1 protein-coding gene is annotated in these 16,351 nt (G+C 72.4%); it reads right to left on the bottom strand.

Annotated features, from left to right (window positions below; genetic code table 11):
• Positions 1-23 precede the first annotated feature (23 nt).
• Positions 24-16,316 (bottom strand): type I polyketide synthase, encoded by a 16,293-nt coding sequence (locus ACLJPX_RS17100; protein WP_410600944.1) that lies wholly within the window; start codon positions 16,314-16,316, stop codon positions 24-26.
• Positions 16,317-16,351: the final 35 nt, after the last annotated feature.

The following is a 16,351-nucleotide window of genomic DNA, read 5'->3' as shown; positions in this document are numbered from 1 at the left end:
CCACTCGTCGCGCATCGTCACGGTCATTCGCTGTCGGTTTCGAGCACCAGGCGGATCAAGCTCTCCGCGTCCAGCTCGTCGATGTCGCCCGCGTCCTCTTCGGCCGCCGAATCCTCGACGCCGGCCAGCCGCAGCAGCCCCTCCATGAGCCCCGCTTCGCGGAACCTCGCCAGCGGAACGGCGGCGAGCGCGGCGCGGAGCTGGTCCTCGGCCGCCTGCGCGCCGTCGGGCGCTTCGAGGTCCGGCACCAGCTTGTCCCGGAGCAGACCGGCCAGCACGACCGCGTTCGGGTAGTCGAAGACCAGCGTGGCGGGCAGCCGCAGTCCGGTCGCTGTGTTCAGCCGGTTGCGCAGTTCGACCGCGGTCAGCGAGTCGAAGCCCAGGTCGGTGAACGCCCGGTTCGCGTCGATCGCCTCCGAAGACCCGTGCCCGAGCACGGCCGCCACGTGGGTGCGCACCAGGTCGACCAGTGCGCGGTCCCGGTCCTGTTCGGACAGTCCGGCCAGCCGCTGCCGCAACGAATCGGCGCCACCGGCGCCGGCGGACACCGCCGCCCGCCGAGCCGGGCCGCCGGTGACCAGCGCGCGCCACAGCGGCGGCACGTCCTCGGCGGTCCGGACCTTCGCGCGCATGCCCGCGACGTCGAGCCGGGCGGGCACGAGCACGGATTCGTCCCGCGCCAGCGCACGGTCGAACAGCTCAAGGCCGTCCTGGGCGCTCAGCGCCCCGATCCCGCCGCGGTTGATGCGGGAGCGCTCGCTGTCGCTGAGCTGTCCGGTCAACGCGCTCGCTTCGGCCCACAAACCCCACGCGAGCGACGTGCCCGGCAGCCCCGCCGCGCGCCGGTCCGCCGCGAGACCATCCAAAAAGGAGTTCGCCGCGACGTAGTTGCCCTGCCCGGCGGCACCGAAGGTGGAAGCCGCCGAGGAGAACAGGACGAACTCGTCCAGCTCGCGGTCCTTGGTCAGCTCGTGCAGGTTCCACGCACCGTCGACCTTGGGCCGCATCACCGCCGACACGCGCTCGGACGTCAACGACGCGATTGTCGCGTCGTCCAGCACACCGGCCGTGTGCACCACGGTCTTCAGCAACGGCACCCGGCGCACCACGGTGGCGAGGTCGTCGCGTTCCGCCGCATCGCAGGCGACAACGCGCACTGACGCACCCGAGGTGGCCAGCTCCGCGGCCAGCGCGGCGACGTCCGGCGCACCCGGGCCCGAACGGCCGGTCAGCACCAACTCGTCCGCACGCCCGGTCGACGCCAGATGCCGGGCGACCAGACCGCCCAACGTCCCGGTGCCGCCGGTGATCAGCGCCGAGCGGGAAGCCGACACCGCCGCGGCCGGAATGGTGAAGACCATCTTGCCGGTGTGCTTGGCCTGCGACATGAACCGGAACGCATCCCGCGCCCGCCTCACATCCCACACCCGCACCGGCGACTTCGCCAGCACCCCGGACGCCATCAGTCCGACGATCTGGACCAGCATGTCGTGCAGTCCGTCCGGCCCGGCCTCCGCCAGGGTGAACGGCCGGTAGTCGATCCCCGCCGGGATGCTCTCCGGGTCCCGCAGGTCGGTGCGGCCCATCTCCACGAACGAACCACCCTCAGGCAGCAGCCGCAGCGACGCGTCCACCAACTCGCCCGCCAGCGAGTTCACCACGATATCCACACCACGACCATCCGTCGCGACAAGGAAATCACGCTCGAACTCAACACCGCGCGAGGTGGAAATGTGGTCCGCGTCCAGACCCAGACCGGCCAGCGCACCGTGCTTCGCCGGGCTGGCAGTAGCGAAGACTTCCAGCCCCAGATGGCGCGCGATGCGCACCGCGGCCATGCCGACACCGCCCGCGGCCGCGTGCACCAGCACCCGCTGCCCGGACCGCGCGCCCGCCAACTCCACCAGCGCGTACCAGGCGGTCAGGAAGGCCGACGGGACAGCACCGGCCTCGACGTCCGTCCAGCCTTCGGGGATGGGCACGAGCTGCCGCGCGTCGGCGATCACCTCCGGGCCGAACCCGCCGGACACGATGCCCAGCACCCGGTCGCCCACCGCGAAGCCGGTCACGCCGGGCCCGACCTCCAGGATCCGGCCCGCGACCTCACCGCCCATCACGCCACCGCCGGGATACATCCCCAACGCGATCAGCACGTCCCGGAAGTTCAGGCCCGCGACCCTCACGCCCACCCGAACCTGACCCGGCTCCAGCGCCGCGTCGGCGAGCGAGACCGGCGCGAGGCCCTCCAGCGAGCCGCCCGTGTCCGGGTCCAGCCGCCACAAGCCCTTCGGCAGTACGAGATCGCCGGACGGACGAGTCAGCCGCCGTCCCAACGCGACACCACCACGAACAGCCACCTCCGGCTCACCACTGTCCACTGCGGACGGCAACGCGGCGAGGTCCCTGCCCTCGGCGAAGTCGGCCAGGACGACCTGGTCCGGGTTCTCCGACTGCGCGGAGCGCACCAGACCCCAGACCGCCGCGGACGCCAGGTCCGCCACCGGTTCGCCGGGGGCGGTCGCCAGGCCGCGCCGGGTCAGGACCACCAGCCGCGCCGTCTCGAAGCGGTCGTCGGCCAGCCAGTGCTGAATCAGTTCCAGCGTCTCGGTGGTGGCGCGCCGCGCGGCCTCGGCCGTGTCGGTCTCGTCGGCGCCACCGGCGCAGACCACCACCACGCTCGGCACCGTGCCGGACTCGGCCAGCGCCGTGAGGTCCGCGAAGGATGTCACCGGCAACGCGTCCGCGACTCCGAAGCGATCAGTGCCAAGGAGGGCCCAGTCGCCGGTCTTCGCGGCGGTTTCCGCGATCGGCTGCCATTGCACGGTGAACAGCGAGTCAGGCTGTGTCGCACCGGCCGCGCGGACCTGCTCCAGCGAAACCGCCCGAGTGACCAGCGAGTCCACCGAGATCACGGTGGCCCCGGCGGTGTCGGCGGCCAGCACGGCGAGAGCACCGGCGTCGTCCCGACGCAGCCGGGCGCGCAGCACGGACGCACCGCCTGCCCGCAGCCGGACGCCGTTCCACGCGAACGGCAGCCGCGCCTCGTCCGGCTCAGCCGCGCCGAGCAGTGCGCTGGCGTGCAGCACCCCGTCGAGCAGCGCCGGGTGCAGGCCGAACGCGTCCGCTTCCTCCGCGGTGTCCCCGGAAAGCCGGACCTCGGCGTAGATCTCGTCGTCGAGCCGCCAAGCCGCGCGGAGAGTCTGGAACGCCGGGCCGTAGCCGTAAGCGCCTTCGGCGGTGTACATCCCGTCGATGACGATCGCTTCCGCGCCTTGCGGGGGCCACACCGAGAGTTCGTCCGCGACCGGCGAGGCCGCGACCGGGGCCAGCACCCCGGTGGCGTGCCGGGTCCACTCTTCACCGGTTCCGTCCCGGCGGGAGAACACCTCCACCGTGCGGCGACCGTCGTCGGTGGCGTCGGTGAGAACCACCTGGACCTGTACGCCGCCCTCGGCCGGGATCACCAGCGGCGCCTGCAAGGTCAGTTCTTCCAGCAGACCGCAGCCCACCTGGTCGCCCGCCAGCACCGCCAGCTCGACGAACCCGGTGCCGGGCAACAGGATCACGCCACCCACCACATGGTCGGCCAGCCACGGATGCGTACGCACCGACAACCGACCGGTGCAGAGGACACCCGTGCCGCCGGCCAATTCGACCGCCGCGCCGAGCAACGGGTGGTCCACCGCGCCCAGGCCAAGGGACACCGCGTCCCCGCCACGGCCGGTCGCGGCCTTCGGCCAGAAACGCTCACGTTCGAACGCATAGGTCGGAAGCTCGACCCGGTTCCCCGACGGCAGCACCGCCGCCCAGTCCACCGGCGCACCCTGCACGAAAGCTTCCGCGAACGAGGTCAGCAACCGCGCCGCACCGCCGTCGTCCCGGCGGAGCGTGCCGCACACGGCAGCGGCGTCCTCGACAGTGTCGGTGATCGCACCGAACAGGACCGGATGCGGAGTCACCTCGACGAACATCTGGTGGCCCTGTCCGGAAAGCGTGGCGATCGCGCGTTCGAAGTGGACAGTCGAGCGCAGGCTCTCATACCAATACCCGGCGTCCAACTCCTCACCAGTGAGGGTCTCCCCGGACATCGCCGACACCATCGGCACCCGGCCCCGCCGCGGCGAAACCCCGGCCAGCACCGCACGGATCTCCTCTTCCAAGCTTTCCACCTGCGCACAATGCGACGCGTAATCCACCGCCACCATCCGCGCCCGGATGCCCTCGGCATCCATGTCGGACTTCAGCTCAGCCAACGCCTGCGGCTCACCCGAAACCACCACCGCAGCCGGACCGTTCACCGCGGCGAGAGCCAGCTTCTCGCCCCACTTGGCGATCCGCTCCACCACCACACCGGCCGCCGCGTTAACCGACAGCATGCCGCCCAAACCCGCCAACGCCTTAAGAGACTTCGAGCGCAGTGCAACAACCTTCGCACCGTCCGCAAGGGACAACATGCCCGCAACAGTCGCCGCCGCAATCTCGCCCTGCGAATGACCGACCACCGCGTCCGGAGCGACGCCAGCCGCCTCCCACACCGCGGCCAGAGACACCATCACCGCCCACAACGCAGGCTGCACCACATCCGCCGACTCCAGCTCGCCTTCGAGCACATCGGACAGCTTCCAGTCCACAAAAGACTCCAAAGCCACCTCGCACTCCGCCAACCGCGCCGCGAACACCGCACTCGACCGCGCCAGCTCACACCCCATCCCGAGCCACTGCGAACCCTGCCCGGCGAACACGAACACCGGACGCACTCCCGCCCGCGCCGACCCGGCAACTACCGAGCCCGACGGCGTCCCGGCGACCAGATCTCGCAACCCAGCGGGAAAATCGCCGGTGACCACGGCCCGGTGCTCGAACACCGACCGCGTCGTCGCCAACGACCAGGCCACGTCCGCCGGTGACAGCTCCGGCCGGTCGAGCACCCAGTCGTGCAGCCGCTCCGCCTGGCCCGCGAGGCCCTCGACGGTCCGGCCGGACAGCACCCACGCCCCAGCCTCACCAGCACTGAGCACCGGCTCGCGCTCCTCGACCTCCGCGGGTGCCTCGGCGGGCGCTTCCTCCAGGATGACGTGCGCGTTGGTGCCGCTCAGCCCGAACGACGACACCCCGGCGCGCCGCGGACGCCCGTTGGCAGGCCACGGCGTGCTCTCGGTCAGCAATTCGACCTGACCGGCCGTCCAGTCCACCTGGGAAGACGGCACCCCGGCGTGCAGGGTGCGCGGCAACTGCCGCTCCCGCAACGCCAGCACCATCTTGATCACGCCCGCCACGCCGGCCGCCGCCTGCGTGTGCCCGATGTTGGACTTGACCGAACCCAGCCACAGCGGACGGTCCCGGTCCCGGCCATACGTCGCCAACAACGCCTGTGCCTCGATCGGGTCGCCGAGCTTGGTGCCCGTACCGTGCGCCTCCACCACGTCCACATCGGACTGCGACAACCCGGCATTCGCCAGTGCCGCGCGAATGACGCGCTGCTGTGAAGGACCGTTCGGCGCGGTCAGACCGTTCGACGCGCCGTCCTGGTTCACCGCGGAACCCCGCAGCACGGCGAGCACCTGGTGGCCCTGCCGTTGCGCGTCGGAGAGCTTCTCCAGCACGACCAGGCCCGCGCCCTCGGCGAAGCCCATGCCGTCCGCGTCGTCGGAGAAAGCCTTGCAGCGGCCGTCTTTCGCCAGTCCGCTCTGCTCGCTGAACCCGACGAACCCGGCCGGGCTGACCAGCACGGTCACGCCGCCGGCGAGCGCCATCGAGCATTCGCCGGACCGCAACGCCTGCGCAGCCAGGTGCATGGCCATCAGCGACGAAGAGCACGCCGTGTCCACGGTGACGGCCGGGCCTTCCAAGCCCAGCGAGTACGACACCCGGCCGGACAGCACGCTGGTCGCGTTGCCGGTGATCAGGTGCGCCGCGCCGTCGAAGTCCGCGTCGTAGCCGTAGCCGGACGAGTAGCCGCCCGCGAACACGCCGGTGCTGGTGCCGCGCAGGGATTCCGGGGCGATCCCGGCCCGTTCCAGTGCTTCCCAGGACAGTTCGAGCAGCATCCGCTGCTGCGGGTCCATCGCCAGCGCCTCGCGCGGGCTGATCCCGAAGAACCCGGCGTCGAAGCCGGAGATGTCCTCGACGAAACCGCCGGAGCTGACATAGGAGGACTCGTCCAGCGCGCCGAGGTCCCAGTCCCGGTCGAGCGGGAAGCCGGAGATCGCGTCGCCGCCGGAGGCCAGCAGCGCCCACAGCCCGTCCGGATCGACCACTCCGCCGGGATAGCGGCAGCTCATGCCCACGATGGCGATCGGCTCGTCGGCCGCCGCCGATGCGGCGACCGGGGCGCGGGTCTGCTCGGGCAGCGCGCCGAGCAGTTCGGCCAGCAGGTAGTCGGTGACCGCGCCGGCGGTCGGGTAGTCGAACAGGAGCGTCGCGGGCAGCCGCAGGCCGGTGGCCGAGCCGAGGTCGTTGCGCAGTTCCACCGAGGTCAGCGAGTCGAAGCCCATCTCGCTGAACGCGCGGTCGGGGTCGACGGACTCGCCCGAGCCGAAGCCGAGCACCTGCGCGGCCATGCTTCGGACCAGGTCGGCCACCACACGGGTCCGCTCGGCGCCGGAGAGCCCGGTCAGCGAAGCGGCCAGATCGCCCTCGGCCGTTTCCGCGGGCGCGTCCGCGACGAGCGCGGCCAGCCGGTGGATCTCCGGCAGATCCCGCATCAGCGGGACTTGGAGCAGACTCGCCGCCGAGTGCGGGGTGTCCAGGATGATGGACCAGTCGATGTTGGTCACCGTGAGGACGGTGTCGCCACCCTCGAGAGCCTCGCCGAGCGCTCGCACCGCGAGCTTCGGTGCCATCATGCCTTCCCACTGGTTGCGGGCCAGCCGTTGCCGCGCCGCTTCGGAGCCCTGCGCCACCCCGGCTTCCCAGGGGCCCCAGGCCACTGACAACGCGGGCAGACCACGTCCTCGCCGGTGCTCCGCGAGCGCGTCGAGGTAGGCGTTGGCCGCGGCGTAGTTGGCCTGTCCGGGCCCGCCCGTGGTGGCCACCACCGACGAGAACAGCACGAACGCGTCCAACTCGCGGCCGGCGGTGAGTTCGTCCAGATGCGCGGCGCCACCGCCCTTGGCCGACAGCGCGGTTTCCAGGCGGGCCGGGCTCAGGCCGTCGATCACGCCGTCGTCCAGCACCGCCGCGGTGTGCACCACGGCGGAGAGGTCGTCGCCGATCCAGTCGAGGACCCCGGCGACCTCGGCGCGCACGCTCACGTCGCAGGCCAGCACGTCCACCTGGCTGCCCTGTTCGGCCAGTTCGGCGGCCCGCGCGGCGATGCCCGCCACGGCCGGACCGGACCGGCTGGTGAGCACGAGCCGGTCGCCGCCGTGTTCGCCCAGCCACCGGGCCACGTAGCCGCCGAGCGCGCCGGTGCCGCCGGTGACCAGCGCGGCGCCGCGGGTCTGCCACGTCCCCGTGCTCTTCGGGCGGGGAGCGTGGGTCAGGCGGCGGCCCAGTATCCCGGCGGGTCGCAGCACGACCTGGTTCTCGTCGCAGCCGGACAGGACCGCGACCAGCTGCGCGCCGGTCCGCTTGTCCACCGCGGCGGGCAGGTCGACCAGCCCGCCCCAGCGGTCCGGGTACTCGAGTCCGACCACCCGGCCGAAGCCCCAGATCTGGGCCTGTGCCGGACTGGCCGGGGACTCGCCCGCCCCGGCGGCGATCGCGCCGCAGGTGGCCAGCCACAGCGGGGCGTCCACGCACGCGTCGTCCAGCCCCTGCACCAATGCGGTGGTGGTGGCGAGGCCGGTCGAAACCACCGGGTGCCCGGCCAGCGGAGTCTCGTCCAGCGCGAGCAGCGACAGCACGCCGCTCGCTTCGCCGGTGTCTCGCAGCACCGGTCCGAGCACCGCCGACATCGCGACCCGATCGGTCACCGCGGCGTCCAGCGCGATCAGCACCGGCTCGGCGCCGCGGCGGGAAAGCGCGGCCACACACGCCCGCACCCGCTCGTCCTCGGCGTGCGCGGCGGGCACGACGACCAGCCAGCTCCCGTCGAGCCGGGCGGCGGACGGTTCGGCCACCGGCGCCCAGGTGATGCGGTAGCGCCAGGACTCGGTGGCCGAGCGGTCCCGTTCCCGCTTGCGCCACGAGGCCAGCGCGGGCAGCACCGCGTCCAGGTGGCCTTCGTCGGGCAGCGACAGCGTGTCCGCGACCCCCGCCAGGTCGCCGCCTTCGACCGCGGCCCAGAAACGGGCTTCCTCGGCGGTTTCCGCCCCGGTGGGCGGCGTTGCGGCGGCGGAGCCGCTCAGCCAGTAACGCTCGTGTTGGAAGGCATAGGTGGGCAGATCGACGCGGCTGCCCGCGGGCAGCACCGCGGTCCAGTCCACTGGGAGGCCGCCCGCGTGCGCTTCGGCCAGCGAAGCGAGCATCCGGCGCGCGCCCGCGTTTTCGCGTTCCAGGGTGCCGACAGTCAGCACCGGGCCGGTCCCGGCGTCCTCCGCGGTCTCGGTCACCGACGCGGTCAGCACCGGATGCGGCGAAACCTCCACAAAGGACAGATAACCGGCGGCGAGCAGCGCACGGGTGGCGTCCTCGAACCGCACGGTCCGGCGCAGGTTCGCGAACCAGTAGTCCGCGCCGAGTTCGGCTCCGGACACCCATTCGCCGGTGACCGTGGACATCATCGGCACCCGGCCGGTGCGGGGCACGATGCTCGCCAGCCCGGCCGCGAGCACCTCGGCCAGCGAATCCACCGCCGGGGAGTGCGCGACGAAGTCGGTCGCCGGGATCCGCCAGCGCAGCACGTGCCGCGAGGCCAGTTCCCGTTCGAATTCGGTCAGCGCCCCGGGTTCGCCGGACACCACCACGGCGGCGGGGCCGTTGACCGCGGCGATGGAAAGCCGGTCGCCCCAGCGCGCCACCAGTTCGCGCACCGGTTCGGCGGGCATGACCACCGAGACCATCGAGCCTTGCGCGGACAGTCCGGTCAGCTCCCGCGACCGCACGGCGACGACCTTCGCGGCGTCCTCGACGGTCAGCATGCCCGCGACCGTCGCCGCCGCGATCTCGCCCTGCGAGTGGCCGACCACCGCGTCCGGAGCGACGCCGGCCGCCTCCCAGACCGCGGCCAGCGACACCATCACCGCCCACAGCAACGGCTGCACGATCTCCGCCGATTCCAGCTCACCGGCGAGCGCCTCGGTCAGGTTCCAGTCCACACAGGACGAAAGGGCACGCTCGCATTCGGCGAACCGGGCCGCGAAGACCGGGCTGTCGGCCAGCATCTGCCGGCCCATGCCCGCCCATTGGGTGCCCTGTCCGGCGAACACGAAGGCAGTCCGGCCACCGGCCCGTGCCACCCCGGACAGCGGGCCGGGCACCGCGCGCAGACCGGAAACCAGCTCTTCGTGGGTGTCGCCGAGCACCACGGCCCGATGCTCGAACGCCGACCGGGTGGTGGCCAGCGACCACGCCACGTCCGACGGCGGCAGGTCCGGGCGCTCGGCCAGCCAGTCGGCCAGCCGATCCGCCTGCGCCACCAGGCCTTCCGCGCTCCGCCCGCCCACCAGCAGCGCCGACGGACCGCCGGTCAGCACCGGCACCCCGGTTTCGTCCGGCTCCGGCTCGGCCGCGTCGGTCTGGGGCGCTTCTTCGACGATGACGTGCACGTTGGTGCCGCTCATGCCGAACGCCGACACCCCGGCCCGGCGCACCCGCTCCCCCTGCGTCCACGACACCGGCTCGGTCAGCAGCCGCACCTCGCCCGCCGTCCAGTCCACGTGCGGGGTCGGGTCGTCCACGTGCAGGGTCTTCGGCAGCTGCTCGTGTCCCAGCGCGAGCACCATCTTCATCACGCCGGCCACGCCCGCCGCGGCTTGCGTGTGCCCGATGTTCGACTTCACCGAGCCCAGCCACAACGGTCGTTCCCGGCCCTGTCCGTAGGTCGCCAGCAACGCCTGTGCCTCGATCGGGTCGCCCAGTGTGGTGGCCGATCCGTGCGCCTCGACGACGTCCACATCGGACTCGGAGAGCTGGGCACTGGCCAGCGCCGCGCGGATTACCCGTTGCTGCGACGGACCGTTCGGCGCGGTCAAGCCGTTCGACGCGCCGTCCTGGTTCACCGCGGAACCCCGGATCAGCGCCAGCACCGGATGCCCGTTGCGCTGGGCGTCGGAAAGCCGCTCCAGCACGAGCATGCCCGCGCCCTCGGCGAAACCGGAACCCTCCGCGGCGGCGGCGAAAGACTTGCATCGCCCGTCCACCGAGATGCCGCCTGCCTTCGCGAAGGCGCTGAACACGCCGGGCGTCGCGGTGACGGTGACGCCACCAGCGAGCGCGAGCCCGCACTCGCCGCCGCGCAACGCCTGGCTGGCCAGGTGCAGAGCGACCAGCGAGGACGAACACGCGGTGTCCATCGTGACGGCCGGGCCTTCCAGGCCGAGTGTGTAGGACAACCGGCCGGAAAGCACACTGGTGGCGTTGCCGGTCACCAACTGCGCTTCGGCGACGCCGGAGGTTTCCAGGTCGATATCCGTCGCGTACCGGGAGCTGTAGCCGCCGACGAACGCGCCGGTCTGCGTGCCGCGCAGCGAAGCGGGGTCGATCCCGGCCCGCTCGACAGCCTCCCAGGACACCTCCAGCAGCAGCCGCTGCTGCGGGTCCATCGCCAGCGCCTCGCGCGGGCTGATGCCGAAGAATCCGGCGTCGAACGCGCTGGCGTCGCGGACGAAACCGCCTGCCTGGTCGAAGGAGCCCAGCAGCGGGTCGTTCAGCAGGTCGAGGTCCCAGCCGCGGTCCTGCGGGAACGGGCCGATGGCGTCCGCGCCCGCCGCCAGCAGCTGCCACAGCTCCTCGGGGCTGGCCGCGCCGCCGGGGAACCGGCAGGCCATGCCGACGATCGCGATCGGCTCGTCCGTTCCGGCCCGCCGCACGGCCGGCGCCGGGGGCGGCGCGACGGCGGGCAGGTCGCCGGACAGCTCGGTGCGCAGCAGTCCGGCCAGCGCGATCGGCGTGGGGTAGTCGAAGATCAGCGTGGCGGGCAGGCGCAGGCCGGTGGCCGCGTTCATCCGGTTCCGCAGTTCCACCGCGGTCAGCGAGTCGAAGCCGACGTCGGTGAACGCCCGGTTCGCGTCGATCGCTTCCACGGAGGCGTGCCCGAGCACCGCGGCGACGTGCGCGCACACCAGGTCCAGCAGGACCCGGCCGCGTTCCGCGCCGGAGACCGACGCCAGCTGCCGCCGCAGGGACTCGCCTTCGCCCGCGCCGTCCGCGACGCGCGAGACCGCGGTCCGCCGCCCGGTGGCACCGACGAGCGAACGCCAGATCGGCGGGACCTCGGTGCTGCCCGCGGCCAGCGCCCGCAGCGCGGGCATGTCCAGGTGCGCGGGCATCAGAACCGGCTCGTCGCGGCCCAGCGCCACGTCGAGGACGACGAGGCCTTCTTCTCCGCTCAAAGGGATGAAGCTGCGGTCGATCCGGGACAACAACTGCTGGTCCAGGTGTCGGCCGATGCCCTCCTCGTGCGCCCACGGCCCGAGTTGCAGGGACATCCCGGCGAGCCCGGTGCCGCGCCGCCAGGCGGCGAGCGCGTCCAGGAAGGAGTTCGCGGCGACATAGCTGCCCTGCCCGGCCGCGCCGAACATGGCCGCCGCCGAGGAGTACAGCACGAACAGGTCGAGATCCATCCCGGCGGTCAGCTCGTGCAGATGCCAGGCGGCGTCCGCCTTCGGCCGCAGGACGGCGGCCAGCCGCTCCGGCGTCAGCGCGCTGATCACGCCGTCGTCCACGACACCGGCGGAATGCACGACAGAGCCGAGCGGATGCTCTTCGGGCAGCTGTGCCAGCACGGTCGCCAGCGCGGCGCGATCGGCGGCGTCGCAGGCGACAACTCGCACCCACACGCCCATTTCGGCCAGCTCGGCCACCAGCGCGGCCACGCCCGCGGACGCACCGGAACGGCTGAGCAGCACGACTCCCCCGGCGCGGCCGGTGGCCGCCAGATGCCGGGCGGTCAGGCCGCCCAGAGTGCCGGTGCCGCCGGTGACCAGCAGCGTGCGGGCGGCGGGATCGGCGCGGGGGCCGTCCGGCCATTCGACCGCGGACAACCGGCCCTCCGGCCGGACCAGCCGCCTGCCGTGGGCGCGGCCGTCGCGCAGCAGCAGTTCGGGTTCGTCGCCGCCCAGCGCCGCCGGAAGCAGCGCGAGCCGCTCGGCGCCCAGGTCCGCGAGCACCAGGCGATCGGGTTCTTCGGACTGCGCCGAGCGGGTCAGGCCCCATACCGCGGCGCCGGCGAGGTCGGTCACCTCGTTGCCGACCGCGCCTTGAGTGACGACCACCAGCCGCGCACCGGCCAACCGGGTCTCTGCCAGCCATTCGTGCAGCAATTCCAGGTGCGCGGCGCTGACGCGGCGCACTGTCTCCGGCATGTCCGCGCCAGTGTCTTCCGCACCGGCGCACCGCAGCACCACGCTCGGGTCGATCTCGCCGGCTTCGACGGCCGCGGCCAGTTCGGCGAGATCCGCGTACGCCCGCACCGGCAGCCCCAGCCCGTCGAGCAGGCCGAACCGGTCGGTGCCGAGCAGCGCCCACTCCCCCGCCGGAGCGGCGGCGTCCGGCAGCGTGGCCCAGTCCTGGACGAACAGCGAGTCGGCCAGCGCGCCGTCGACGGGCCGCAGCCGGCCGGTCGGCACGCGGCGTTTCACCAGCGAGCCCACCGAAACGACCGGGGCTCCGGTGGCGTCGGCGGCGGTCAGCGAAACCGAGCCCTGCCCGTCCAGCCGCAACCGCACCCGCAGCGTGGACGCGCCCGCGGCGTGCAGTTCGACGGAGTTCCAGGCGAACGGCATCGGCACCGTGCCGGGCTCCTCCGGCACTCCCGCCTCGGCCTCGGCGATGACCGAGGCGTGCAGCGCCGCGTCCAGCAGGACCGGGTGCAGGCCGTAGGAACCGGCCTTCTCGGCTACGTCGTCGGGAAGCACGATCTCGGCGAAGACGTCCCCGTCGCGGCGCCAGGCGGCGCGCAGCGCGTGGAACGAAGGGCCGTAAACGTCGGCAAGGTAAGTCGGGTACAGCTCTGAGACATCGACCGGCGTGGCGTCGCGCGGCGGCCACATCAGCAGGTCTTCGTCGGCGGAACCGACCGGGCCCGCGGGCGCGACCGTCCCGACCGCGTGCCGGACCCATTCCTGGCCGGGACCGGCCTGTTCGGGGCGGGAGAAGATCTCCACCGGCCGACGGCCGTCCCGGCCGGCCTCGGCCACCACGACCTGGAGCTGCAAGCCCTCTCCCTCGGCGGGCACGATCAGCGGCGCCTGCAGCGTCAGCTCGTCCAGCGCGCCGCAGCCGAGCTGGTCCCCGGCGCGGACGGCCAGTTCGACGAATCCGGTGCCGGGCAACAGCATCGTGCCGTCCACCGCGTGGTCGGCCAGCCACGGCTGGGCCTTCGGCGAGAGGTGCCCGGTGCACACCAGGCCCGCGCCGCCCGCCAGGTCCACGGCCGCGCCGAGCAGCGGGTGCCCGAGCACCCCGAGCCCCAGCGTCGACAGGTCCCCGTTGCCGGACTTCCCGTGGAAGCCGGACAGCACGCCCTGCGGCCAGTAACGCCGGCGCTGGAAGGCATACGTCGGCAGTTCGACGTGCGCCGCGACGGGCAGCAGTTTGGTCCAGTCCACGGACGCGCCGTGCACGAAGGCCTCGGCGAACGAAGCGACCAGCCGGTCCGCGCCGCCCTCGTCCCGGCGAAGAGTCGCGCAGACCACCCCGGCCACCGCACCGGCGCCCGCCTCGCGCGCGACCTCCTCCAGGGTGTCGTTCATCGCACCGAGCAGGACCGGATGCGGGGACACCTCGACGAACATCTGGTGGCCCTGTCCGGAAAGCGTGGCGATCGCGCGTTCGAAGTGGACAGTCGAGCGCAGGCTCTCATACCAATACCCGGCGTCCAACTCCTCACCAGTGAGCGTCTCACCGGACATCGCCGACACCATCGGTACCCGGCCCTTGCGCGGCGAAACACCCGCCAGCACCGCACGGATCTCGTCTTCCAGCCGCTCCACCTGCACACCATGCGACGCGTAATCCACCGCCACCATCCGCGCCCGGATACCCTCGGCATCCAACTCGGACTTCAGCTCAGCCAACGCCTCCGGCTCACCCGAGACGACCACCGCGGACGGACCGTTCACGGCCGCAAGCGACAGTCGATCACCCCACCGGCCCAGCCGCTCCTCCACCACACCGGCCGCCGCGCTGACCGACAGCATGCCGCCCAGACCCGCCAACACCTTCAACGACTTCGAGCGCAGCGCAACAACCCGCGCACCGTCCTCAACGGACAACATCCCGGCAACCGTCGCCGCCGCGATCTCGCCCTGCGAATGGCCGACGACCGCCTCCGGGCGCACCCCAGCCGCCTCCCACACCGCGGCCAGAGACACCATCACCGCCCACAACGCGGGCTGCACCAGATCCGCCGTGGTCAGCTCTTCAGCGAGCACATCGGACAGCTTCCAGTCCACAAAGGACCCCAAAGCCGCCTCGCACTCCGCCAACCGCGCCGCGAACACCGGACTCACCTGCGCGAGCTCCCGGCCCATGCCGAGCCACTGCGAACCCTGCCCGGGGAAGACGAACACCGGGCGCACGTCGTCGCGCCGCACCCCGGAGACCACCGCGCCGCTGGGGGCCTCCGCGACCAGGCTGTCCAGCCCGGCCAGCGGATCCTCGCCCAGCACCACGGCGCGGTGCTCGAACACCGACCGGGTGGTGGCCAGCGACCAGGCGATCCGGTCGGCGTCCAGCTCCGGACGGGCGGCCGCCCAGTCCCGGATCCGGGCCGCCTGCGCGGCGAGCCCTTCGGCGGACCGACCGGTGACCAGCCAGGCGTTGGCGCCGGCGACGACCGGAGCTTCGGGCTCGGCGGCTTCGTCCGGCGTTTCCTCCGCCGGGGCTTCTTCGAGGATGAAGTGCGCGTTGGTGCCGCTGCCGCCGAAAGAGGAAACCCCGGCGCGGCGGATGCGCTCGCCGGCGGGCCAGGCGACCGATTCGGTCAGCAGTTCCACTTCGCCGGCGGACCAGTCCACGTGCGGCGTTGGTTCGGTGACGTGCAGCGTTTTCGGCAGCTTTTCGTTGCGCAGCGCCAGAACCATCTTGATGATCCCGGCCACGCCGGCAGCGGCCTGTGTGTGCCCGATGTTCGACTTCACCGAACCCAGCCACAACGGTTTGCCGCCGTCGCGTTCCTGGCCGTAGGTGGCCAGCAGCGCCTGCGCTTCGATCGGGTCGCCGAGGGTGGTGGCGGTGCCGTGCGCCTCGACCGCGTCCACGTCGGCGGGGGTCAGCCGGGCGCTGTCCAGCGCGGCGCGCACGACCCGTTGCTGCGACGGGCCGTTCGGCGCGGTCAGCCCGTTGGACGCGCCGTCCTGGTTGATCGCGGAGCCGCGGATCACCGCGAGCACGTGGTGTCCGTGGCGGCGCGCGTCGGACAGCCGCTCCAGCACGATCATGCCGGTGCCCTCGGCCCAGCCGGTGCCGTTGGCGTCGGAGGAGAACGCGCGGCACCGCCCGTCCACCGAAAGCCCTTGCTGCTTCGAGAATTCCACGAACATGCCGGGCGTCACGAGCACGGTCACACCGCCGGCCAGCGCCATGGTGCATTCGCCGGCACGGATCGCCTGACAGGCCAGGTGCAGGGCCACCAGCGACGAGGAGCACGCGGTGTCGACGGTCACCGCGGGGCCTTCGAGCCCCATCAGGTAGGCGATGCGGCCGGAGAGCACGGCAGTCAGGTTGCCGGTCATCATATGGCCTTCGAGCTCGCCCGAGCCGCCCTGGAGCAGTTCCAGGCTCATCGCGTAGTTCGAGGTGAACCCGCCGACGAACACGCCGGTTTTGCTGCCCTTCAACGTGGTGACGTCGATCCGGGCGCGCTCCAGCGCTTCCCAGGACACCTCCAGCAGCAGCCGCTGCTGCGGGTCCATCGCCAGCGCCTCGCGCGGGCTGATCCCGAAGAAGCCCGCGTCGAAGCCGCTGGCGTCCTTGATGAAGGCACCGGACCGGGTGTAGGACTTGCCCGCCTTTTCCGGGTCCGGGTCGTAGAAGTCGCCGAGGTCCCAGCCGCGGTCTTCGGGGAACGGGCCGACCGCGTCGCGTCCGTCGGAGAGCAGCTCCCAGAAGTCCTCCGGGGTTTCCACCCCACCCGGATACCGGCACGCCATGCCGACGATGGCGATCGGCTCGTCCTCGCCCGCCTCCAGCCTGTGCAGCCGCTTGCGGGTCTCCTGGAGTTCGGCCGCCGTCTTCTTGAGGTAGTCGAAGAGCTTCTCTTGGTTAACCACTCTGGCCCCTTAGCAACACCGTGACGTCAAACAAG

The organism is Amycolatopsis sp. lyj-90, from assembly GCF_046549035.1.
Taxonomy (GTDB): Bacteria; Actinomycetota; Actinomycetes; order Mycobacteriales; family Pseudonocardiaceae; genus Amycolatopsis.
This window is presented reverse-complemented; position numbering and strand designations above follow the sequence as displayed.